The organism is Klebsiella sp. CSG-1, from assembly GCF_056521145.1.
Genome location: NZ_JBWNLD010000008.1, coordinates 14,104 through 35,905 on the forward strand (window position 1 = coordinate 14,104; position 21,802 = coordinate 35,905).

Annotated in this window: 19 protein-coding genes; 5 read left to right on the top strand and 14 right to left on the bottom strand. The window is 59.3% G+C overall.

Annotation, left to right across the window (positions count from 1 at the left end):
• Nucleotides 1-104: 104 nt before the first annotated feature.
• From AC007G_RS18845 to nasR, 6 genes are all read right to left on the bottom strand, one after another.
• Nucleotides 105-2,705, bottom strand: a complete 2,601-nt coding sequence (locus AC007G_RS18845; RefSeq protein WP_032687108.1) for a nitrate reductase — start codon at nucleotides 2,703-2,705, stop codon at nucleotides 105-107.
• Nucleotides 2,705-6,766: a nitrite reductase large subunit NirB gene (gene nirB / locus AC007G_RS18850; RefSeq protein ID WP_142630657.1), complete on the bottom strand. Its 4,062-nt coding sequence runs from the start codon at nucleotides 6,764-6,766 to the stop codon at nucleotides 2,705-2,707. The genes AC007G_RS18845 and nirB overlap by 1 nt, the downstream gene beginning before the upstream one ends.
• A 9-nt stretch (nucleotides 6,767-6,775) precedes the next feature.
• Nucleotides 6,776-7,564, bottom strand: a complete 789-nt coding sequence (locus tag AC007G_RS18855) for an ABC transporter ATP-binding protein (RefSeq protein ID WP_032687107.1) — start codon at nucleotides 7,562-7,564, stop codon at nucleotides 6,776-6,778.
• A gap of 10 nt (nucleotides 7,565-7,574) precedes the next feature.
• The gene (ntrB, locus tag AC007G_RS18860; protein WP_094898101.1) at nucleotides 7,575-8,459 is read right to left on the bottom strand and encodes a nitrate ABC transporter permease; all 885 of its coding nucleotides are present in this window, start codon (nucleotides 8,457-8,459) and stop codon (nucleotides 7,575-7,577) included.
• A 1-nt stretch (nucleotide 8,460) separates the two neighbouring features.
• Complete coding sequence (locus AC007G_RS18865) at nucleotides 8,461-9,717, bottom strand: ABC transporter substrate-binding protein (RefSeq protein ID WP_142630656.1); 1,257 nt, start codon at nucleotides 9,715-9,717, stop codon at nucleotides 8,461-8,463.
• 269 nt (nucleotides 9,718-9,986) lie between these two features.
• Nucleotides 9,987-11,174: a nitrate regulatory protein NasR gene (nasR, locus tag AC007G_RS18870; RefSeq protein ID WP_046852283.1), complete on the bottom strand. Its 1,188-nt coding sequence runs from the start codon at nucleotides 11,172-11,174 to the stop codon at nucleotides 9,987-9,989.
• 70 nt (nucleotides 11,175-11,244) lie between these two features.
• Between nasR and AC007G_RS18875 the strand changes: the two genes are divergently transcribed.
• Together AC007G_RS18875 and AC007G_RS18880 are read left to right on the top strand one after the other, a co-directional pair.
• Nucleotides 11,245-11,598, top strand: coding sequence for a DsrE/DsrF/TusD sulfur relay family protein (locus tag AC007G_RS18875; RefSeq protein WP_032687103.1), 354 nt, complete (start codon nucleotides 11,245-11,247; stop codon nucleotides 11,596-11,598).
• Between the two features lie 240 nt (nucleotides 11,599-11,838).
• Entirely contained in the window at nucleotides 11,839-12,081 is a 243-nt protein-coding gene (locus AC007G_RS18880) for a DUF1883 domain-containing protein (RefSeq protein ID WP_004863495.1), read from the top strand.
• A 31-nt stretch (nucleotides 12,082-12,112) separates the two neighbouring features.
• Here the strand turns inward: AC007G_RS18880 and AC007G_RS18885 are convergent, their stop codons facing one another.
• Nucleotides 12,113-12,793 (bottom strand): gamma-glutamylcyclotransferase, encoded by a 681-nt coding sequence (locus AC007G_RS18885; RefSeq protein ID WP_032697400.1) that lies wholly within the window; start codon nucleotides 12,791-12,793, stop codon nucleotides 12,113-12,115.
• Between the two features lie 150 nt (nucleotides 12,794-12,943).
• Nucleotides 12,944-13,174, bottom strand: a complete 231-nt coding sequence (chaB, locus tag AC007G_RS18890; protein ID WP_032697401.1) for a putative cation transport regulator ChaB — start codon at nucleotides 13,172-13,174, stop codon at nucleotides 12,944-12,946.
• 264 nt (nucleotides 13,175-13,438) lie between these two features.
• Between chaB and chaA the strand changes: the two genes are divergently transcribed.
• Nucleotides 13,439-14,539, top strand: coding sequence for a sodium-potassium/proton antiporter ChaA (gene chaA, locus AC007G_RS18895; RefSeq protein ID WP_064793260.1), 1,101 nt, complete (start codon nucleotides 13,439-13,441; stop codon nucleotides 14,537-14,539).
• Nucleotides 14,540-14,656: 117 nt separating this feature from the next.
• On the opposite strand, the gene kdsA is transcribed toward chaA, so the two are convergent.
• Genes kdsA through hemA form a run of 6 tightly spaced genes read right to left on the bottom strand, consistent with a single transcriptional unit; the run spans nucleotide 14,657 to nucleotide 19,987 of the window.
• Nucleotides 14,657-15,511 (bottom strand): 3-deoxy-8-phosphooctulonate synthase, encoded by an 855-nt coding sequence (gene kdsA / locus AC007G_RS18900; protein ID WP_004863512.1) that lies wholly within the window; start codon nucleotides 15,509-15,511, stop codon nucleotides 14,657-14,659.
• A 39-nt stretch (nucleotides 15,512-15,550) separates the two neighbouring features.
• Nucleotides 15,551-16,363, bottom strand: coding sequence for an invasion regulator SirB1 (gene sirB1, locus AC007G_RS18905; protein WP_032687101.1), 813 nt, complete (start codon nucleotides 16,361-16,363; stop codon nucleotides 15,551-15,553).
• A gap of 3 nt (nucleotides 16,364-16,366) precedes the next feature.
• A complete protein-coding gene (gene sirB2 / locus AC007G_RS18910; protein WP_004863518.1) occupies nucleotides 16,367-16,759 on the bottom strand; it encodes an invasion regulator SirB2 in 393 nt (130 codons plus the stop codon).
• On the bottom strand, nucleotides 16,756-17,607 hold the full coding sequence (gene prmC / locus AC007G_RS18915; protein ID WP_046852282.1) for a peptide chain release factor N(5)-glutamine methyltransferase: 852 nt from the start codon (nucleotides 17,605-17,607) through the stop codon (nucleotides 16,756-16,758). Before prmC ends, sirB2 begins: the two co-directional genes overlap by 4 nt.
• Complete coding sequence (prfA, locus tag AC007G_RS18920; protein WP_004863527.1) at nucleotides 17,607-18,689, bottom strand: peptide chain release factor 1; 1,083 nt, start codon at nucleotides 18,687-18,689, stop codon at nucleotides 17,607-17,609. The genes prmC and prfA overlap by 1 nt, the downstream gene beginning before the upstream one ends.
• A gap of 41 nt (nucleotides 18,690-18,730) precedes the next feature.
• Nucleotides 18,731-19,987, bottom strand: a complete 1,257-nt coding sequence (hemA, locus tag AC007G_RS18925) for a glutamyl-tRNA reductase (protein WP_032699456.1) — start codon at nucleotides 19,985-19,987, stop codon at nucleotides 18,731-18,733.
• Nucleotides 19,988-20,260: 273 nt separating this feature from the next.
• On the opposite strand from hemA, the gene lolB reads away from it, so the two are divergent.
• Together lolB and ispE are read left to right on the top strand one after the other, a co-directional pair.
• The gene (gene lolB / locus AC007G_RS18930) at nucleotides 20,261-20,872 is read left to right on the top strand and encodes a lipoprotein insertase outer membrane protein LolB (RefSeq protein ID WP_032687099.1); all 612 of its coding nucleotides are present in this window, start codon (nucleotides 20,261-20,263) and stop codon (nucleotides 20,870-20,872) included.
• Entirely contained in the window at nucleotides 20,872-21,723 is an 852-nt protein-coding gene (ispE, locus tag AC007G_RS18935; RefSeq protein ID WP_162180087.1) for a 4-(cytidine 5'-diphospho)-2-C-methyl-D-erythritol kinase, read from the top strand. Before lolB ends, ispE begins: the two co-directional genes overlap by 1 nt.
• The last annotated feature ends 79 nt before the right edge of the window (nucleotides 21,724-21,802 follow it).

Consider the following 21,802-nt stretch of genomic DNA (forward strand, 5'->3'; position numbering starts at 1 on the left):
TAAATGGGTTACATTGGCTCACGAAGGACGATGACAGTCTTTAAGTTTACCGTTTTTTTCCCGTTCCCATAGCCCCAATGACCATTCCAGGAATAACCCGAACCTCATGCCCGCGTCTGCTCCTCTGCCAGCAACGCTTTGAGCTCGGGAATACAAGAGCCGCAGTTGGTACCGCATTTGAGCGCCGCCCCCAGCTCGCCGGGCGTACGACAGCCGCGGGCGATAGCCTCGCTGATGGCCCGTTCACCGATGCTAAAGCAGCTGCAGACGATCCGCCCCGCAGGGGCCGTCTCGCCGCTTTTTTTCCCGCCGAGCAGCGCGTGGCGCTGCGAGGGCGTCTGCGGCGGAGAGCGAAACGCGTCGGCGATCCACCCGACATCGATTTCCGGCTCGCAAAGATGGCTCCACCAGCCCAACATCAGCGTTCCCTCATGCCAGGCCAGCAGGCTCCATCGCGCCCCGGCCTGTGCCGTTTGCATCTGCCACCCCTGCTGACGACACCAGTCGGTTAACCATTCCTGCGGATGGTGTTCTCCGGCTAAAGAGAGATGGCTCACGCCCGACGTCGCCCGCCGACGCCAGTGGACCGATGCGGGCAGCGGAACCGGCTGGCGACAAAACAGCTCCCCCTGCCAGGCGGGGCGCCAGGGTGCAATCGCCACCGCCACCTGTTTGCTCTCCGGTTGTCCGGACCAGGGATCCGTTATCGCCGACAGCAGGTCGTTGACCCTTCCCCGTCGGGCAAACTGATTATTCCAGTGCATCGGCACAAACAGCGAGCCGGGGCGCTGCCCGCGGCTGACCACCGTTTTGGCCACCATCAGCCCATTGCGCGACCAGATTCGCGCCAGTTCTCCCTCGCGCAGCTGCAGGCGTCGGGCATCCGCTGGCGCGATCTCCACGATCGGTTCGGCAATATGCTGCATCAGGCGCGGCACGCTACCGGTACGGGTCATGGTATGCCACTGATCGCGAATGCGGCCGCTATTGAGGATCAGCGGATAAAAGGCGTCGGTCGCGGCGCGCGTGGTCTGGGGCGTCACCGGCACCATGCGCAATTTGCCATCGCCGTGCCAGCCCTGCTGTAAATCGAGACCGGCGCCGCTGCGGCTGACCGGCCAGCGAACCGGCGCCAGCTTATCCCACGCCTCACGGCTGAGATCCGCCAGCCCACCGATATCGAACGCCCGCTGGCCGTTATTTTCAAACCCCGAAAGCGCAGCATGCTCGCTAAAAATCTCGTGCGGATGGCGCCAGGCAAAGGCCGCGCCAAAGCCGAGCTGTTCGGCCATGCGAGCGATTATCCACCAGTCGGCTTTGGCTTCGCCTGGCGGCGGCAGAAAGCTGCGCTGGCGGGAAATACGTCGTTCCGAGTTGGTGACGGTGCCATTTTTTTCTCCCCACGCCAGCGCCGGGAAACGAATATGAGCCAATGCTGCCGTATCCGTCCGGGCGCTCACATCGGAAACGATCACCAACGGACACCCGGCCAGCGCCTGGCTGACGGCAAGACTGTCCGGCAGCGACACCACCGGGTTGGTCCCCATAATCCACACCGCTTTCACCTCACCGCGACCGATGGCGGCAAACAGTTCCACCGCCGTCAGCCCCGGCGTCTGCGCCAGCCGCTCGGTCCCCCAGAAACGCGCGAGGCGCTGCAGATCCTGCGGCTCAAAATTCATATGGGCGGCCAGCATCGTTGCCAGCCCCCCCACCTCACGGCCGCCCATCGCATTTGGCTGTCCGGTCAGCGAAAACGGCCCGCAGCCCGAACGGCCGTATTTCCCACAGGCCAGGTGGACGTTAATAATGGCATTACACTTGTCGCTACCGCTGGCCGACTGATTGATTCCCATGGTGTAGAGCGTTATCGCTCGCGGCGCGGCGATGAAATCGCGATAGAACCCGGCGACCTGCTCCACCTCCAGCCCGCAGAATTCGGCCACCTGCGCCGTATCCCAGGCTGCGGCGGCGGCCAGCGCCTGCGACTGGTCGCGAAAATCGCCCGTCAGCGCGTCGGCCTCGGCAATCGCCCGCAGTAAGCCGACAAACAGCCCGCCATCGCTGCCGGGCGCAACCGCCAGGTGGCTATCGGCAATATCGCAGGTGGCGGTTCGACGCGGATCAATCACCACCACTTTCATCTGCGGATTATCACGTTTCGCCTGAACCAGCCGCTGATACAGCACCGGATGCGCCCAGGCGGCATTTGAGCCCACCAGCACCACCAGATCGCTGTTTTCCACATCCTCGTAGCTACACGGCACCACGTCGGCGCCAAAGGCGCGCTTGTATCCGGTCACCGCCGAGGACATACAGAGCCGGGAATTGGTATCGATATTGGCGGCGCCGATAAATCCCTTCATCAGTTTATTCGCCGCGTAGTAATCCTCGGTGAGCAGCTGTCCGGAGGCGTAAAACGCCACCGCCTGCGGCCCATGCTGCTCAATGATTTGCCGCAGTCGGCTGCCGGCGGCCGCCAGCGCCCGTGACCAGCTGACCGGTTCCCCCTCCAGCTCAGGCCTCAGCAATCGCCCCTCAAGGCCGGTGGTTTCTCCGAGCGCCGCGCCCTTTACGCACAGGCGTCCCAGGTTTGCCGGATGGCGCTCATCGCCGCGCACGCTGACCAGGCCATTTTCCTCCTTTCGCGCCAGCACGCCGCAGCCCACTCCGCAATAGGGGCAGGTCGTTCGGATTTCATCCATCAGGAGGCCTCCGCACGCGCCAGCAGAAGCTGATTCCCTACCCATACCGTGCCGTTTTCGATCCTCACCGGCCAGGCGCGGACCATCGGTTCACCGCCATCGCAGGGACGCCCGTCGCGCAGCCGGATACGGTGTTTATACAGCGGCGAAATGACAATCGGCTCCCCGCCGGCATCGCCCAGTATGCCGCGCGACAGCACGTTGGCGTCGCTACCGGGTTCCAGGTTGTCGAGGGCATAAACCTGTTCACCAAAACGAAACAGCGCAATCTGGCGCTCGCCCAGCCGCGCGCCAATCCCGGCCTGCGCGGGAATGGCCTCCAGATCGCAAATGGCCTGCCATGGACGGGTCGACACCTCACCTTCGCAGCGTACCGCTGCGGCGACCGGCTGCGGCTGACCGCGCAACATGTGCCGCTGCACGGCGTCATCCGGTCGATCGCTGTTAACATATGACCGGAACAGCGCCAGCCGCTGCGGATCGTTCAGCGTGGTCTGCCATTCGCACTGGTAGCTCGCCACCACCCGCGCCATCTCCTGCTCCAGCTCTTCGCCGATCCCAAGGCTGTCTTCGAGGATCACCTCGCGCAGGTAGTCGATTCCGCCTTCGAGGTTATCCATCCAGGTACTGGTTCGCTGCAGCCGGTCGGCAGTGCGGATATAGAACATCAGCAAGCGGTCCACCGTGCGGATCAGCGTCGCGTCGTCGATATCGCTGGCAAACAGATCGCCATGTCGCGGCTTCATACCGCCGTTGCCGCAGACGTAAAGATTCCAGCCTTTTTCCGTGGCAATCACCCCGATATCTTTCCCCTGCGCCTCGGCGCATTCGCGGGTACAGCCGGAGACCGCCATTTTGATCTTGTGCGGCGCACGCAGTCCCTTGTAACGATGCTCAAGGGTGACCGCCAGCGCCGTCGAGTCCTGGACACCGTAGCGACACCAGGTCGAGCCGACGCAGGATTTCACCGTCCGCAGCGACTTACCGTAGGCGTGACCGGTTTCAAAGCCAGCCTCCGCCAGCTCGCGCCAGATAGCCGGCAGTTCTTCGAGCCGGGCGCCAAACAGATCGATCCGCTGGCCACCGGTAATTTTGCTATACAGCTGGTAGCGTTTGGCAATCTGTCCGATGGCAATCAGCCCGTCCGGCGTCACTTCGCCTGCCGCCATACGCGGGACCACGGAATAGGTGCCATCTTTCTGAATATTGGCGAAGTAGCGATCATTGGTGTCCTGGAGCGGCAAATGCGCCGGTTTCAGCAGGTACTCATTCCAGCAGGAGGCCAGAACCGAAGCCACCAGCGGTTTACAGATTTCGCAGCCATGCCCCTGACCGTAACGACTCATCAGTTGATCAAAGGTGCGGATATGGTTCACGCGCACGAGGTGGTAGATCTCCTGACGCGACCACGGGAAGTGTTCGCAGATATCTTTTTTCACTTCAACGCCCTGCGCCGAGAGCTGATATTCCATCACCTGCTTGACCAGCGCGCTGCATCCGCCGCAGCCGGTCGCCGCCCGGGTACCGCTTTTTATCGCCGGGATATCGCTGGCGCCAGCGCTGACCGCCTGGCAGATATCACCTTTAGTGACGTTGTGGCACGAGCAGATCTGCGCGCTGTCCGGCAGCGCCGCCACTCCCAGCGCTTTTGCCGTGCTCCCCTCCAGCGTCGGCAGAATCAGGCTTTCCGGGCGCGCGGGCAGCGCCATCGCGTTCAACATCATTTGCAGCAGCGTGGCGTAATCGCTGGCGTCGCCCACCAGCACCCCACCCAGCAGCGTTTTACCATCCTGGCTGACGACGATTTTCTTGTAGATTTGCCCGGGACCGTCGGTCCACTGGTAGCTCTGGCTTCCGGGCGTACGCCCCTGGGCGTCGCCGAAAGAGGCCACATCGATCCCTAGCAGTTTCAGTTTGGTGCTCATATCGGCGCCGCTGAAACTCGCCTCTTCTCCAGCCAGCATTGCCGCCGCCGCTCTCGCCATCTGATAGCCCGGCGCCACCAGGCCATAGATTTTGTTCTGCCACAGGGCGCATTCGCCAATCGCCAGCACCTGCGGATCGGAGGTGCGGCACTGATTGTCGATGACGATCCCGCCGCGTTCTCCCACCGTCAGCCCGCTGCCGCGCGCCAGCGTATCCTGCGGACGAATACCGGCGGAAAAGACCACCATATCGGTAGCCAGCGATTCGCCATCGGCGAAGTTCAGCACCAGGCCATCATCACAGCGCGCAATACTCTGAGTCGTCTTGCTGGTGTGGACACCGACGCCAATATCATGGATTTTCTCCCGCAGCATTGCGGCACCCTGGCTATCCAGCTGGACCGCCATCAGATTCGGCGCAAACTCCACCACGTGGGTTTCCAGCCCCAGCTGCCTGAGCGCGTTGGCGGCCTCCAGCCCCAGCAGGCCGCCGCCAATCACCACCCCGCGTTTTGCGCTGCTGGCGCAGGCGGCAATACGGTCCAGGTCATCGAGGGTGCGGTAGACGAAACAGCCCTCCAGATCGTGACCCGGTACCGGCGGAACGAAGGGATACGAGCCGGTCGCCAACACCAGTTTATCCCAATGGGTTTCATGCCCGCAGGTATCACGTACCACCCGCGCTTCGCGGTCAATGGCCGCAATCGTCTCAGACAGCCGCAGTTCGATGCCGTGCCGGGCGAAGAAATCGCCGTCCACCAGCGACAGCGACTCCGCGCTACGGCCGGCGAAATATTCTGATAAATGCACCCGGTCGTAGGCGGCGTAACGCTCTTCGCCAAACACCACGATCCGAAACTGTTGATGCAGGTTACGGCTGACGCATTGCTCAAGAAAATGGTGGCCGACCATGCCGTGTCCGACCAGCACCAAAACAGGTTTTGTCATAGAAAATTCACCTGCAGCGCGCGGCTGCGTTGAAGAAGGATCAAAAAGCCAGTCTGGCTGCGCGTGGGTAGCCAGCAGCGCGGTGAGCGGCGCGGCATTTGCGCAGTCGCCCAGCAGTAAAACACCCTGTAGCTTGCCGTCGCGGACCAGCAGGCGGCGGTAGTGGCGGGCCAGCGGGTCCCAGCTGGTCCAGATCTCATCGTGGTCACCGGCCTGCGACTCGCCGGCGCTGAACAGCGCGATCCCGGTGACTTTCAGGCGGGTACCGCTATCCTGCCAGTGAAAATCCGCCTCCGGCACGCCGCATAGCCGCCCGGCCAGCACCTCAGCCTGGCGCAGACAAGGCGCCACCAGTCCCCAGGTCTGACCGTCAATTTCGCAGCATTCGCCAAGGGCGCTAACCCCCGGCAGCGCTGTAGCCAGCTGACGGTCAACAACAATGCCGCGCCGACACGCCAGGCCGCTACGCTGCGCCAGCTGAATGTTGGGGCGCACGCCGGTCGCCAGCACCACGCGACTGGCGGCAAATGCCCGACCATCCTCCAGCACAACGTCATGCTCGCGAATCGCGGCAATCCCGCAGCCCGTGACGCACTGAATCCCTCGCTCCTCCAGCTGTTGCTGTAGCTGCTGGCCAGCAAAGGTATCGGTTTGCTGTTCCATCAGCCGCTCGCCGCGATGCAGTAAAGTGACATTGTCACCATGACGTCGTAACGCAGCCGCAGCCTCGACGCCGAGCACCCCGCCGCCGATGACGACCGCCGGACCGTCGGTTGCCAGAATGGCGGCCACATCGGCAAAGGTGCGAAACGCGTAGACGTGCGGCTGCGCCACACCGGGCAGCGGCGGGATGAAAGCCTGTGAACCGGTGGCGAAAATCAGCTCATCCCAGCAGAGCTCGCCTCGCGCGGTGCGCAGCGTTCGCGTCGACATCTCCACCGCCAGCACCGATTCGTCACGGCGAACCGTTACGCCGTGCTGGTGATACCACTCCTCTGGCAGCAGCCGCGTTTGCGCCAGCGTTTTTTCCCCGCCCAGTACCGGTGACAGCTGGATACGGTTATAGGCCTGCCAGGGTTCATCCCCGATAATCACTATCTGAAATTTGTCGCCCCCCCGCGCCACCAGCGTCTCCGCCAGCCGGGTGGCCGCCATACCATTGCCGATAATCACCAGTCGCCGCTTCATCGCCGCCCCTTACGCCGCCTTCGGCTGTTTTTCGTAGAGGAAATGGAGAATCTGCTGGCGCAGGTGGTGATAACGGCTGTCATCCGCCAACTGGACACGATTGCGCGGCCGGGGCAGGTCGATGGCGAGAATCTCTCCCACCGTCGCCGCCGGGCCGTTGGTCATCATCATGACGCGGTCAGAGAGCAGCACCGCTTCATCGACATCGTGGGTAATCATCACGATGGTGGTGTTCAGCGCCTGCTGAATCTGCATCACCGCATCCTGCAAATGGGCACGGGTCAAGGCGTCGAGCGCGCCAAACGGTTCATCCAGCAGCAGCACCTTCGGCTTCATCGCCAGCGCTCTGGCAATCCCTACCCGCTGCTTCATGCCGCCGGAGATCTCCCCCGGACGCTTGTGCAGCGCGTGGCCCATTTGCACCCGATCCAGGTTGTGTTCGATCCACTCCTTGCGCTCGGCTTTGCTCATGGTGCGGCGAAAAACCTGGTCGACCGCCAGCGCCACATTGTCAAAGCAGGTCAGCCACGGCAGCAGGGAGTGGTTCTGAAAGACCACCGCACGCTCGGGGCCCGGTCCGGCGATTTCGCGGTTATCGCACAGCAGCCCGCCTTCCGTGGGTAAGGTAATGCCGGCAATCAGGTTCAGCAGCGTTGATTTACCGCATCCTGAGTGGCCAATCAGGCTGACGGTCTCCCCTTCATAAATGTCGAAAGAGACGTTTTGCAGGGCCAGAAATTCGCCGCTGGCGGTATTGAAGCGCTGGCTGACGGCCTGCACCTGAATTAATGGTTTCATAGCGATTCCCCTATTTTTCTTGCCAGCTGAAGCGACGAGCGATCAGCATCAGCCCCTGCTCCAGCAGCAGGCCGACGACGCCGATAATGACGATGGCGATGATGATGTTTTCCACGTTGAGGTTGTTCCATTCGTTCCAGATCCAGAAACCGATCCCCAGACCGCCGGTCAGCATTTCAGCAGCGACGATCACCAGCCAGGCAATGCCAATCGAGAGACGCACGCCGGTCAGCACCGCGGGCAGCACCGCCGGGAAGAGAATGCGCCGCATCACCGTCCACTCCGAAAGCTGTAAGACGCGAGCCACGTTGAGATAATCCTGCGGAATGCGGCGTACGCCTTCGGCGGTGTTAATCACCATCGGCCAGATAGAGCAGATAAAAATGGTCCAGCTCGAAGCCGGCTCCGCCTTCTGGAACAGCAGCAGGCCAATAGGCAGCCACGCCAGCGGACTGACCGGACGCAGCAGCGCAATCAGCGGATTAAACATGCGGGCAAAGAACAGCGAGCGGCCGATCAAAAAGCCCAGCGGAATACCCACCAGCGCCGCCAACCCGAAGCCCACCGCCACCCGTTGCAGCGAGGCCAGCACGTTCCAGCCGATGCCCATGTCGTTTGGCCCGTCCTGATAGAAAGGATCGGCAAACAGGGTCAGCGCGGAATCGAACGTACTCAGCGGGGTCGGAAAGCCCTTGCCGTTGATCGCCGCCAGCTGCCAGCAGAGCAAAAGCAGCCCCAGCCCGAGCAGGGGTGGCAGGAGTCGCTGTACGGTTTCACGTAGCCAGCGCCTGACGGGCGGCGTCGGACGCCGGACCTGTACCGGTGGCAGGACAATCACTTCGCCCGGCGTTTTTTCTGTGGCAATAACAGGTTGCGTACTGTGCGCGTGTTTCATTTCATGCCCCCTTACGTTGAATCGCGAAGCCGCGGGCGTAACCTTCCGGATCGGCCCCCGTCCAGACCGTACCGTCTATCAATGTGCTGCTGCGCATGTGCGCAGCCGGTGTCGAGATGCCGCCCACCGCCTGCGCCGCCTCTTTCCAGACGTCTATGCGGTTAATGCGCCGGGCCACCGCCTGATAATCCGGGGCCGTTTTCAGTAATCCCCAGCGGCGGAACTGGGTTAAAAACCACATCCCGTCCGACAGCCACGGAAAACTCACCTCCCCCTGGTCGTAAAAGCGAATCGGGTGCGCGTCCTGCCAGCGGCGTCCCAGCCCGTTGTCGTACTCCCCGAGCATCCGCCCGGTGAGATACTGCTCTTTGGTATTCAGCCAGGCGCGCTTCGCCAGAATGCGCGCCGTCTCCCGTTTGTTCTCTTCCGAGGCGTCAATCCAGCGCGCCGCATCCAGCACCGCAGCGACCAGCGCGCGGGCGGTATTCGGATTGCGTTCGACCCATTCACTGCGGGTACCGAGAATTTTTTCCGGGTGTTCCGGCCAGATAGCCTGCGAGGTGGTCGCGGTAAAACCGATACGGTCGTTGATCGCCCGCGCGTTCCACGGTTCACCGACGCAAAAGCCAACCATGTTGCCGATGCGCATGTTCATCACCATTTGCGGCGGCGGCACCACCACGGTGCGGACGTCCGCAAACGGGTCGATGCCGCCGCTGGCCAGCCAGTAATAGAGCCACATGGCGTGCGTCCCGGTGGGAAAGGTGTGGGCAAAGGTGTAGCTGCCCGGCGCGCTCTGGCCAATCAGCCGTTTCAACCCGCCGAGGTCGGTCACCCCTTTCTCCCGCAGGTCGCTGGAGAGCGTTATCGCCTGACCATTGCGGTTGAGGGTCATCAGGTTTGCCATTGAGTGCGGCTTGCCGGCGATCCCCAGTTCGAGGCCATACAGCAGGCCGTAGAGAATGTGTGCCGCATCGAGTTCACCGGCGATCAGCTTGTCGCGCACCGCCGCCCAGCTCGCCTCTTTGGTCGGTACCAGGGTAATGCCATATTTTTTATCGAACCCTTTCAGCGACGCGATCGTGATCGGCGCGCAGTCCGTCAGCGGAATAAATCCGACCCGCACGGTAGATTGCTCCGGCTTATCGGATCCTGCCGCCCATGCGGCCTGCATCACGCCGGGCAACAACATCGCCCCGCCCAGCGCGGCGCCTGCCTGTAAAAAATGCCGTCGTGAAATCGAAAATTTATCGCCCATACCCGCTCCAGAACACGCAAAAAAAAAGCGCCCGACAGTGCTGATGCACTGCAGGACGCCTTTATCCCTGGACACACAAACCGCCGTTGGCCTGTTGCCCAAAATTGTTTACTGAACGATTTAACGCGTTAACCGTTGTCTGCAGGATATTGCAAAACAGATGCCAATGTTCACAGACGCGGTATTAAGCCGTTTTCCACTTTGCGCGGGGCGGCTTCCCCCCGCTAATTGCACCGCTGACAGGCAGCCTTTGCCCAACCATCGTGCATCTACTCCTTTGGAGTTATGGACCACAACGCCTTTACCGTCAGCAGCGCACGGGCGATTTCCACCATCCTCTGGTTCTTATCCATCGCCATTTTCCGCAACGTCTGCCAGGCCTGTTCTTCCTGCATTCCCTGATGATCCATCAGCACGCTTTTCGCTTTTTCAATCAGCTTGCGCTCTTCGAGCGTATCTTTTAGTGAGGCCAGTTGCCCGGAGAGCTGCTGGAGCTCGAAGGCCTGCTGGCGAACCAGCGGCAGCAGCTGTTTGTCGAGACGGCGCGCGATGCCGTCGTCCCCCTCTTCCTCCGGCCAGATGGCGGGCGGCGCTTCGCCGCTGAGCAGTTTATCGGCGACGCTCAACAGGTCGTCAATCAGCCGCTCTTCCAGACCGCGCATCTGCTCCAGACGCTGCGTTTGGGCGCAAAACCAACGCAACGCCGTCTCCCCCTCATCCGCCGGGGGCTGTCGGGTACAGGCGATCCGCCGCAGCTGCTCAATTTCCAGACTGGCCTGGCATTGAGTCATAAACAGCGTGGTCTGCGGCACCTCCGCCAGCGCCTGGAAACTGTCAAAACAGGGCTGCTGACCATCGATTCTGTCCACCAGCAGCTGACGAAGCTCATCGCTAAACTGACCGCGGGCAAAGCCGGATGCCCCCAGCGCGCGCTCCTGCCCCACCAGCTCTTTCCCCTGCATAAAGCTGTAGAGCGCCACCATGCGCCCGGCAATTTGCGGGTCGTCAATGCTGTCGTTGAGCTGCGGGACAATATTTAATAAGTGGCGGATAATACGACTAAACTGGTTTGTCGCCTCTTCGGCGATGATAGCGCGGCCGCGCACGGCGTCGCGCAGCGTCAACAACTGTTCCAGATACCAGAGTGCGCTGGCAATCCGCCAGCACAGCGCGCCGCTGGCGCACTCCCGCACCGCTTCCAGCGCCTCGCGAAAGGCGATAAGCTGCTCATCCACCAGCGCCGAGCCCGCCCGGCACTCCGCGGCATAGAGCCGTCCAGCGGAGCAGAGCCAAAGGTTGGACGCACCGCGTTCGCACTGTAGCATGTGTACCAGCGCGCTTATCCGGCTTGCCAACGTCCCCTGCTGCGCCAGCTGGCGTAGCTGCTCTTTTTGCAGCTGCCGCGCGCGATGAAACCACCTGTTGGCCTCAGGCGTGATGCCAGCCGTATTATTCATACCCCCTCCCGGGTCAACGCTTTATACTTTAACCACAAGCAATAACCGTGCCTTATACCAAGGAGTCCTTATGCAAAGTATTGTGATTATCGCCAACGGCGCCGCCTACGGTAGCGAATCGCTGTTCAATAGCCTGCGCCTGGCGATTGCCCTGCGTGAACAGCAGTCTGAACTCGATCTGAAGCTGTTTTTAATGTCTGACGCGGTGACGGCTGGCCTGCGAGGACAGAAGCCGGCGGAAGGCTATAACATTCAGCAAATGCTGGAGATCCTCACCGCCCAGAATGTCCCGGTGAAATTGTGCAAAACCTGCACCGATGGCCGCGGTATCACCGCGCTGCCGCTGATTGACGGCGTGGAGATTGGTACTCTGGTGGAGCTGGCGCAGTGGACGCTGGCGGCCGATAAAATCCTGACCTTCTGAAGAAAGGGCCTCTGGCGGGATTTAATATCACCGAGGCCGCGTTTGTTAATCGAAAAGATATGTCAGCTGAATGCTTTCAGGAAGAACATCATTTTTGTTTAATCTTTATCCCTTTTTTTGATCAAAATCAGCATTCGTCTGCCCCCCATTTGGTGTTATGCCATGAGTAAAGTGTGAACAATATCACGCGCGGGATTGAGCAGGCAGGATGCTGTAGACAGACAACAACGGGGTAGATAAATGGCAATGGTTAAAGCAAGTTTGATGTTGTTTGGCGGTGATACGCTGGTGGTTCGTTGTTCTGAACGCTGCCATATTCACCTGATGAGCGCGAAGGCTGCCGGCGACAGCCATGCGGATATTCTGAGCGTCCAGGATCGCGACAGCGCCTATCTGACCGTGCCGTATAACGGCACCTGGAACGTACTGATCGATAGCCACAGCCAGTCACTGGAGCACTCCATTAGCTACGTTCCCGCCTGATAGCACCTGCCCGGGATAGCCCGGGCATTTTTCAGGCCAGCCCCGGCTGGCTGTTTTCTCCCAGCAGCGTCCGTACTGTCCCGACAAGATCGTCAAGACAATCATCGTGCATACCGAGTTTGCGTAGTTCCTGATCCAGGGAGAACAGGTACTGGGCATTCGTGCCGAGCGGCCCGCTGGCTTTGGCGATCAGCGGCGCAATGACCTGGGCGCGGGTATCCGGTTCGAACAGCGGATGGCGAGGATCCATAATAAACACCAGCGCGTTCACCGTCCGCCCGTCATCGAGATCCAGCTTACACCAGGTCGGCATATAGCAACCGGTGATCATCTCCCGCTTCCACAGCAGCGTCAGCTCATCTTCCAGCGTCTCATCAGGGAGTCGATAGGCCACGCCGGTGGTACGCCCGCCCTCTTTCAGCGCCAGCATGCGCCCCGGCTGGCAGGCGCTGCCCCGCCCGGCGGTCAGCCGCAGGCAGAAGGCGCGATGCCAGCCCGGAAGCGTACCGGTACAGGTTTCGCGATACTCAAGAGCCGGGTTCCACATCAGCGAACCGTAGCCAAAAATCCATACTGAGCCGGCATCCGGACGACAGGCCAACGTTGCCGCCAGGGATGCGGCCCGTTGCTCTGCCGACCAGAGAAGCGATTCCTCAATAGCACCAAACGCCGTCTTACAATCCGCATTGATTAAGAAATCACGTGTTAACACTGTCTACTACCTCCGCCACTGCCCGCTTCCCGGCGATTATCTGATGGCATCCGTGAAATATTGCCGAATTATTATCCAGCTTTCACCGACAATAAGCAATGAACGACACGCTGGCAAGGCGCGGAGCAGCAGATGAGGCAGCAGGAGCGATTATTTTTTCTTATGCCACTTATCATCGTCCCCTTTTTGATAGTCATTCTTGACCGCAGCCCAGGCGACCTTATGCGCCGTCTCTTCACGGCTGGCGTCGTCCCGCCGGTCCGCTTTATGCTTATACTGCTCCCAGGCGCTATTAAACGCTTCTTTATAGATCTCCTGGGCATGGGCCGGCAACACGTGCTGGACGCTATCGGGTAACGCTTGTTTACTGCGATAAGGCATATGCACCTCCGAATGGTGGTGAAAATATAAGTCTGGGACGCTGATTGAGGGCTTTCAAGGCGAAGTATAAGCCATAAGTATTTTTAGTAATTATCTGAATAATAAATACAAAATTGAAATAATGATAAGTTATGACAATTTCATGGCATTAGTTACCAATAGCCGTAAATTTAAGTAAAAAAACAATTCAGATAGCAAAATGTCTGTTATTTTATCTACTTACGGTATCTATAATTATAACACCTGCATAAATGGAGATGGTTCATGACGCATGTACATGAGGCGGTGAAAACCCGCCACAAGGAGACATCGCTTGTTTTCCCGATTCTGGCGCTGGCGGTGCTTATCTTCTTCGGAAGTAGTCAGTCACTGCCAGCGGTCATTGGCATTAACATTCTGGCCTTAGTGGGCATTCTGTGTAGCGCATTCAGCGTTGTACGCCACGCGGACGTTCTCGCCCACCGCCTCGGCGAGCCGTACGGTTCGTTAATTTTAAGTCTTTCCGTGGTGATTCTTGAAGTCAGCCTGATTTCTGCCTTAATGGCAACCGGCGACGCGGCCCCGACGCTGATGCGCGATACGCTCTATTCAATCATTATGATTGTCACCGGCGGTCTGGTCGGCTTTTCTCTGCTGCTGGGCGGGCGTAAATTCGCCACCCAGTACATGAATTTGTTTGGTATCAAGCAGTATCTCATCGCCCTGTTCCCGCTGGCGATTATTGTGCTGGTCTTTCCGATGGCGCTACCGGGCGCGAATTTCAGCACCGGGCAGGCGCTGCTGGTAGCGCTGATTTCCGCTGCCATGTACGGCGTGTTTCTGTTGATTCAGACCAAAACCCACCAGAGCCTGTTTATTTATGAGCATGAAGACGACGGCGACGACGACGACCCGCATCACGGCAAACCGTCCGCCCACAGCAGCGCCTGGCACACCACGTGGCTGTTAATTCACCTGGTCGCCGTTATCGCGGTCACTAAGATGAATGCGAACCCGCTTGAGACGCTGCTGACCAGCATGAACGCGCCGGTGGCCTTTACCGGCTTCCTGGTCGCGCTGCTGATCCTCTCGCCGGAAGGGCTCGGCGCATTGAAAGCGGTACTTAACAATCAGGTGCAGCGCGCGATGAACCTGTTCTTCGGTTCGGTGCTGGCGACGATTTCGCTGACCGTACCGGTGGTCACCTTAATCGCCTTCTTAACCGGCAATGAGCTGCAATTTGGTCTTGGCGCACCGGAAATGATTGTGATGGTCGCCTCGCTGCTGTTGTGCCAGATCTCCTTCTCTACCGGGCGCACCAATGTGCTGAACGGCGCCGCGCACCTGGCGCTCTTCGCCGCTTATCTGATGACCATTTTTGCCTGACCGCTCTCCCCCGGCGCCGTTGCGTCGGCCGGGGGAGCGTTGTTCACCGTTACTGACGCATAAAAAAAGCCTGCCGGTTTTACAACGGGCAGGCTTTTCGCATTCAGGCGCGCTGAATTAGTTGCTGGTATCCAGCTCTTCAAAGTTCTTCACCAGATCGTCAATCGCTTTGATCTGCTTCAGGAACGGCTCCAGTTTAGCCAGCGGCAGCGCGGACGGGCCGTCGCATTTCGCATGTTCCGGGTCCGGATGCGCTTCGAGGAACAGCCCTGCCAGGCCAGTTGCCATACCGGCACGCGCCAGCTCGGTCACCTGAGCACGACGACCGCTGGACGCGGCGCCAAACGGGTCGCGACACTGCAGCGCATGGGTCACATCGAAGATAACCGGCGAGTTGTTGGACACTTTCTTCATCACGCCAAAGCCCAGCATGTCGACAACCAGGTTGTCATAGCCGAAGTTCGCCCCGCGATCGCAGAGGATAACTTTGTCGTTACCGCCTTCGATAAACTTGTCGACGATGTTACCCATCTGGCCCGGGCTGACAAACTGCGGTTTCTTCACGTTGATCACCGCGCCGGTTTTCGCCATCGCTTCAACCAGATCGGTCTGGCGCGCCAGGAAAGCTGGCAGCTGGATAACGTCAACCACGTCAGCAACCGGCTGCGCCTGGCTTGCTTCATGAACGTCGGTGATGATTTTCACGCCGAAGGTCTGCTTCAGCTCCTGGAAAATTTTCATCCCTTCTTCCAGACCCGGCCCCCGATAGGAGTGAATGGAAGAACGGTTGGCTTTATCAAAAGAGGCTTTGAACACGTAAGGAATGCCCAGCTTCTGCGTGACGGTCACATAGTGTTCGCAGATGCGCATCGCGAGATCGCGGGATTCCAGCACGTTCATCCCACCAAACAGGACGAAAGGCAGGTCGTTTGCTACGTTGATATCACCAATGCTAACCACTTTTTGTTTCATAAGATCGCCTTATCAGGGTGTAACCGGATTCATTCCAGATTAGTGAAGAGTAATTTGTTTATGCGAAATGGTGTTAATTTGCGCGCGGATCATTTCGCTGATCGGGTCCTCCGGACACTGTTCGACGAAATAGCTCAAATCCAGCAGCGCAACATGATCGCAATCAAGCTGGGCGTAGATCAGCCCGCGGTCGCGAATCTCGTACGGATCTTCCGGATTAAACTGCAGCAGCGCTTCGCTGGCACGCAGGGCCAGCTCCATCTGCCGCTCTTCCATCAGCGCCGATTTTAAGGTGTCGAGCAGCTTGTGGATCACTTCGGCGTTATCCGCCTCGTCGAGATCCTCGTTGAACAGCTCGGCAACCGGACTAATATTGCCCTTCAGCCAGACTTCCAGCGTGTGTTCGTTGAGCGTTTCACCGTTGAACGGGTTAATCAGCCACATCTCTTCGCTGGTTTCCGGGTCGGCGCGCAGCAGCAGCTGCGTCGGGAAGATAACCGGCACCAGCGGCAGCGACAGGCGCTGGGCAATCCACAGCACGATAGCCCCTAATGACGCCGCGCTCCCCTGACGATTAATCAGGACTTTGTCGATCCACAAAGCATCAGACAGCCGGTAAACGCCGTGGGAATCGCGAAAGCCCCACTCATGGTAGAACAGCTCCAGCAGCCGCTCCAGCTGACGCTCCTGATCCCAGGAGGAGGCAATTTCCTCCTGCGCCAGCCCCAGCAGCCGCTCCAGTTCATCCTGCACATAGTGCGTCGGAAAATCGTCGCGGATTAATTCAGAAATGAGGACCATGCCATCGCACAATGGCGCTTTATTAAATTCGAAATCAGCTAATGACCTCATGACTTACCCCAGTAACGGTGTTCTTGTAATGGCGAGTTGTATGATGATGAACAACACCACCAAAGCCAACAGAAAGGCAATAAACCGACTCTGTTGGCTGCGCGGGCGACGACGGCCCAGCGCGATAAAACCCAATGCGATGTAAATAATAACGCCAAACAGCTTTTCAGTCAGCCATGAGCCGTCTTCAGTGAAAGGCAGATAGTGCGTTATGGCCATTAATCCTGCGCCGCTCAGAAATAACAGCGTGTCGCTGCAGTGCGGCGCAATACGCACCCAGCGCTGGTTCAGCCGGGCATTGCCGCTGTAGGTCCACCAGTAGCGCAACGTAAATAAACTGACGGAAACCACCACACACGCTATATGCAGATACAGCACCGCGCTAAACAGATTCATATGCCAGCTTTCTCCATGCCGGAAAACCGCCCTGTCGTCAGGCGGTCATTATCGCCGTAGTCACGGCAGGTCGTCACATCGTGGTAACCCGCTTCACGGAACAGCGCCCGTACCGCGTCCCCCTGCTTCCAGCCGTGTTCCAGCAGCATCAGTCCGTCGGGCGTCAGGAAACGGCGTCCTTCCCGGATGATATGCGCGAGGTCGGCCAGACCGTTATCGGCGGCAACCAGCGCCGTTTTTGGCTCAAAACGAACATCGCCCTGCTCAAGATGCGGATCGGCTTCGTCGATATAGGGCGGGTTGCTGACAATCATGGCGAACCGCTGCCCGGCCAGCGCGCTGAACCAGTGGCTTTGCAGCACGCTGACGTTAGTGATGGCAAGGCGCTCAGCGTTACGCGCGGCTAATGCCGCCGCATCGGGCATGAAATCCACCGCCGTTACCTGACAGTCCGGGCGTTCACTGGCTAACGCCAGGGCGATCGCGCCGGTGCCGGTACCTAAATCCAGAATCCGGCACGGCGTAGCCGGCAGCCGCGCCAGCGCCTGCTCGACGAGGCATTCGGTATCCGGGCGCGGAATAAGCGTTGCGGGGGAAACCAGCAGCGGCAACGACCAGAACTCACGCTCGCCCACCAGGTGGGCTATCGGCTCGCCGCGCTGGCGGCGGCTCAGCAGCGTCTCCAGCTGCGCCTGCTGTTCCCCGGTCAGCACCGTTTCACCGAAGGCGAGAAGCCAGGTCCGCGCCCGGCCGGTCACGTGCCCTAACAGGATCTCGGCGTCGCGTCGCGGGCTTTCACTCGCGCTCAGTCGGGCAATCGCCTGCGCCAGCCACTGTTGAAAGGTCATCATTCCTGCTCGGAAAGCGCGGCCAGCTGATCGGCCTGATATTCCTGCACAATCGGCTCAATCAGCATATCCAGTTTCCCTTCCATCGCTTCGTCCAGACGATAGAGGGTCAGGTTGATACGGTGGTCGGTCACGCGGCCCTGCGGGAAGTTATAGGTGCGGTTACGATCGCTGCGATCGCCGCTGCCCAGCAGGTTACGCCGGGTTGAGGCTTCCGCCTGCTGACGCTTAGCGATTTCCGCGGCGCGAATACGCGCACCGAGTACCGACAGCGCTTTGGCTTTGTTTTTGTGCTGCGAACGTTCGTCCTGGCACTCCACCACTATCCCGGTCGGTAAGTGGGTAATACGGATCGCCGAATCGGTGGTGTTAACGTGCTGACCGCCGGCCCCGGAGGAGCGGAAAGTATCAATCCGCAAATCGCCGGGGTTAATATCCGGCATTTCGGCTTCCGGCAGCTCCGGCATCACCGCCACGGTACAGGCGGAGGTGTGAATACGGCCCTGGGATTCGGTGGCCGGCACGCGCTGTACGCGATGACCGCCGGACTCAAATTTCAGACGGCCATACACGCCATCGCCGCTGATTTTGGCAATCACCTCTTTATAACCGCCATGTTCGCCTTCGTTGGCGCTCATGATCTCCACGCGCCAGCGGCGGGATTCGGCGTAACGGCTGTACATCCGGAACAGATCGCCGGCAAACAGCGCCGCTTCATCACCGCCGGTACCGGCGCGGACTTCGACAAAGGCGTTGCGTTCATCATCCGGATCCTTCGGCAGCAGCAGCACCTGCAGCTGTTGCTCCATCTCTTCGCTTTTCGCTTTCGCGTCGCGCAGTTCTTCCTGCGCCATTTCGCGCATTTCCGCATCGTCGAGCATCATCTGCGCAGTTTCGATATCGTCCTGCACCTGGCGCCATTCGGTATAGCAGCGCGCCACGTCGCTCAGCTGCGCATATTCCCGCGACAGCGCGCGGAATCGATCCTGATCGGCGATGGTCGCAGCATCACCCAGCAGCGCCTGAACTTCCTCATGGCGTTCGTACAGAGCTTCCAGTTTGGCAACAATAGAAGGCTTCATAGGCGTGAATTCACCCTGTCCTGAAAAAAGAGAAATGTGCGCTATTCCAGCCCGAGGCTGTTGCGCAGAATATGCAGGCGTTCATCATCCCCGTCACGGGCTGCCTGCTGAAGAGATTTGGTTGGTGCGTGGATCAGGCGATTGGTCAGCTTGCGCGCCAGATCCTGCATGATTTCCTGCGCATCGCCGCCCTGCTCCAGCGCAGCCAGCGCTTTCGCCGTCAGCTCCTCACGGACCTGCTCGGACTGGGAACGATATTCGCGGATAGTCTCGCTGGCGCTCTGGGCTCGCAGCCAGGCCATAAATTCGCTGGTTTCCTGCTCGACGATCGTTTCCGCTTGTACCGCCGCGGCTTTACGCTGCGCCAGGTTATGCTGAATGATGTTTTGCAGATCGTCTACGCTGTACAGATAGGCGTTCGCCAGCTTACCCACTTCGGGTTCGACATCGCGAGGCACCGCGATATCAACCAGCAGCATCGGCTGATTACGCCGCGCCTTCAGCGCACGCTCCACCATCCCCTTGCCGATAATCGGCAGCGGGCTGGCGGTCGAACTGATGATGATGTCGGCCTCTTTTAGTCGCTCGTCGATATCGCTCAGGGCGATAACCTCCGCACCGACTTCCTCGGCCAGAGCCTGCGCACGCTCGCGGGTACGGTTAGCAATCACCATATTGCGCACGTTGTGTTCACGCAGATGACGCGCCACCAGTTCGATGGTTTCCCCGGCACCGACCAGCAGCACCGTCACGCTTGCAAGGGATTCGAAGATTTGTCGCGCCAGCGTACAGGCGGCGAAAGCCACGGAGACCGCGCTGGCGCCGATATCGGTTTCGGTGCGCACGCGTTTTGCCACCGAGAACGACTTCTGGAACATCCGCTCCAGTTCGCTGACGTTGAGGTGACCGCGGCTGGAATCGGCGAAGGCTTTTTTCACCTGTCCCAGAATCTGTGGTTCGCCAAGCACCAGCGAATCAAGACCGCTGGCGACGCGCATCAGATGGCTGACCGCATCATTATCCTGATGCCAGTACAGACTTTTACGCAGGTCTTCTTCATTAAGATGGTGGTAATCACACAGCCAGCGGATGAGCGCTTCCTGCAGATTATCCTGTTCCTCAACGCTGAGATACAGCTCCGTACGGTTACAGGTCGACAGCACCACACCGCCCTGCACCATTGGCTGAGCCAGCAAGCTCTCCAGCGCCTTATCGAGCGTGTCCGGCGAAAACGTTACGCGTTCTCGCAGCGCGACCGGGGCTGTTTTGTGATTAATGCCAAGAGCTAAAAGGGTCATTGTGAGGGAGTAGTACCAGCGTTGCTAAGGTTAGTCTGAGCGCATCATACAGGATGCGCGGAATCAATAAAAGAGACGCTCCCCTTTTGGAGTAATAGGCATCGGGCTTAAAAGCCATTAACGGTAATTTTTTGATTTCAGACAATTTGAACGTAGACGCTATCGCCGGGCAACGCTAGCATTAAGGGTTATAATTGTAACCCGCTACACAAATCGTGTGCGTACCGACCCGTCGCCGGATTTCACTGTAGACATCAAGGATTTGTCATCATTATGAATCGACTGCTCCGCCTGTTACCGCTGGCAAGCCTGGTCCTGACCGCCTGTACACTCAACGCCCCGAAAGGCCCTGGCAAAAGCCCTGACTCTCCTCAGTGGCGTCAGCACCAGCAGGATGTCCGCAATCTGAGCCAATACCAGACCCGCGGCGCCTTCGCTTACCTCTCTGATGAACAAAAAGTATACGCTCGCTTCTTCTGGCAGCAAACCGGCCAGGATCGCTATCGCCTGCTGCTGACCAACCCGTTAGGCAGCACCGAACTGTCGCTGACCGCCCAGCCGGGCAGCGTGACGCTGATCGATAACAAGGGCCAGACCTATACGGCGACCGATGCCGAAGAGATGATTGGCCGCCTGACCGGAATGCCGATTCCGCTAAACAGCCTGCGCCAGTGGATCGTCGGCCTGCCGGGCGACGCCACCGACTACTCGCTGGACGATAAATACCGCCTGAGCGAACTGAACTATACGCAGAACGGCAAAACCTGGCATGTCACCTACGGCGGCTATACCAGCGATACTCAGCCATCGCTGCCGGCCAACATGGAGCTGAACAACGGCAGTCAGCGTATCAAGCTGAAAATGGATAACTGGATTGTGAAATGATGACCCGCTGGCCCTCTCCTGCAAAGCTGAACCTGTTTTTGTACATCACTGGACAGCGCGCCGATGGTTATCACACCCTGCAGACGTTGTTTCAGTTCCTTGATTATGGCGACACCTTAACTATCGAACCGCGTCATGACGGTGTGCTGCGCCTGCTGACGCCGGTTGCCGGCGTACCCGATGAAGAGAATCTGATTATTCGCGCCGCAAGGCTGCTGATGCAGGCGGCGACGGCATCCGGACAGCTTCCCGCCGGTAGCGGCGCCGATATCAGCATCGACAAACGCCTGCCAATGGGCGGCGGTCTGGGCGGCGGTTCATCCAACGCCGCGACGGTGCTGGTGGCGCTGAATCATCTGTGGGGCTGTGGCTTGTCGGAAGAGGAGCTGGCGACGCTGGGGCTGAGTCTTGGCGCCGATGTGCCGGTATTCGTGCGCGGCCACGCCGCCTTTGCCGAAGGCATTGGCGAGATTCTGACGCCGGTCGAACCGCCAGAAAAGTGGTACCTGGTCGCTCATCCTGGGGTCAGTATTCCGACGCCGATCATTTTCCGTGACCCCGAGCTACCACGAAATACCCTGGTCAGGTCAATAAGTACGTTACTAAAATGTGAATTTCGCAATGATTGCGAGGTTATCGCAAGAAAACGTTTTCGCGAGGTTGATGCGGCGCTTTCCTGGCTGTTAGAATATGCGCCGTCGCGCCTGACTGGCACAGGAGCCTGTGTCTTTGCTGAATTTGACACCGAATCTGCCGCTCGTCAGGTGCTGGAGCAAGCCCCGGAATGGCTACAAGGCTTTGTAGCGCGAGGAGTTAATATCTCCCCGCTCAAGCTAGCCCTACCCAGGTAGTTCTGCTTTTGCACGAATTACCTTAGTACGCCGGGCAAATTGAGTAACGGTGACAACGTCACCCTGTTCCAGACGTTGC

What these genes read in the sequence shown, in the direction of transcription:
- lolB (WP_032687099.1), top strand. Translation starts at nt 20,261, where the DNA reads ATGAATCGACTGCTCCGCCTGTTACCGCTGGCAAGCCTGGTCCTGACC.
- ispE (WP_162180087.1), top strand. Translation starts at nt 20,872, where the DNA reads ATGACCCGCTGGCCCTCTCCTGCAAAGCTGAACCTGTTTTTGTACATC.
- AC007G_RS18875 (WP_032687103.1), top strand. Translation starts at nt 11,245, where the DNA reads ATGCAAAGTATTGTGATTATCGCCAACGGCGCCGCCTACGGTAGCGAA.
- sirB1 (WP_032687101.1), bottom strand. Translation starts at nt 16,363, where the DNA reads ATGAGGTCATTAGCTGATTTCGAATTTAATAAAGCGCCATTGTGCGAT.
- prfA (WP_004863527.1), bottom strand. Translation starts at nt 18,689, where the DNA reads ATGAAGCCTTCTATTGTTGCCAAACTGGAAGCTCTGTACGAACGCCAT.
- prmC (WP_046852282.1), bottom strand. Translation starts at nt 17,607, where the DNA reads ATGACCTTTCAACAGTGGCTGGCGCAGGCGATTGCCCGACTGAGCGCG.
- AC007G_RS18845 (WP_032687108.1), bottom strand. Translation starts at nt 2,705, where the DNA reads ATGGATGAAATCCGAACGACCTGCCCCTATTGCGGAGTGGGCTGCGGC.
- AC007G_RS18880 (WP_004863495.1), top strand. Translation starts at nt 11,839, where the DNA reads ATGGCAATGGTTAAAGCAAGTTTGATGTTGTTTGGCGGTGATACGCTG.
- nirB (WP_142630657.1), bottom strand. Translation starts at nt 6,766, where the DNA reads ATGAAGCGGCGACTGGTGATTATCGGCAATGGTATGGCGGCCACCCGG.
- chaA (WP_064793260.1), top strand. Translation starts at nt 13,439, where the DNA reads ATGACGCATGTACATGAGGCGGTGAAAACCCGCCACAAGGAGACATCG.
- chaB (WP_032697401.1), bottom strand. Translation starts at nt 13,174, where the DNA reads ATGCCTTATCGCAGTAAACAAGCGTTACCCGATAGCGTCCAGCACGTG.
- sirB2 (WP_004863518.1), bottom strand. Translation starts at nt 16,759, where the DNA reads ATGAATCTGTTTAGCGCGGTGCTGTATCTGCATATAGCGTGTGTGGTG.
- hemA (WP_032699456.1), bottom strand. Translation starts at nt 19,987, where the DNA reads ATGACCCTTTTAGCTCTTGGCATTAATCACAAAACAGCCCCGGTCGCG.
- AC007G_RS18865 (WP_142630656.1), bottom strand. Translation starts at nt 9,717, where the DNA reads ATGGGCGATAAATTTTCGATTTCACGACGGCATTTTTTACAGGCAGGC.
- ntrB (WP_094898101.1), bottom strand. Translation starts at nt 8,459, where the DNA reads ATGAAACACGCGCACAGTACGCAACCTGTTATTGCCACAGAAAAAACG.
- AC007G_RS18855 (WP_032687107.1), bottom strand. Translation starts at nt 7,564, where the DNA reads ATGAAACCATTAATTCAGGTGCAGGCCGTCAGCCAGCGCTTCAATACC.
- kdsA (WP_004863512.1), bottom strand. Translation starts at nt 15,511, where the DNA reads ATGAAACAAAAAGTGGTTAGCATTGGTGATATCAACGTAGCAAACGAC.
- nasR (WP_046852283.1), bottom strand. Translation starts at nt 11,174, where the DNA reads ATGAATAATACGGCTGGCATCACGCCTGAGGCCAACAGGTGGTTTCAT.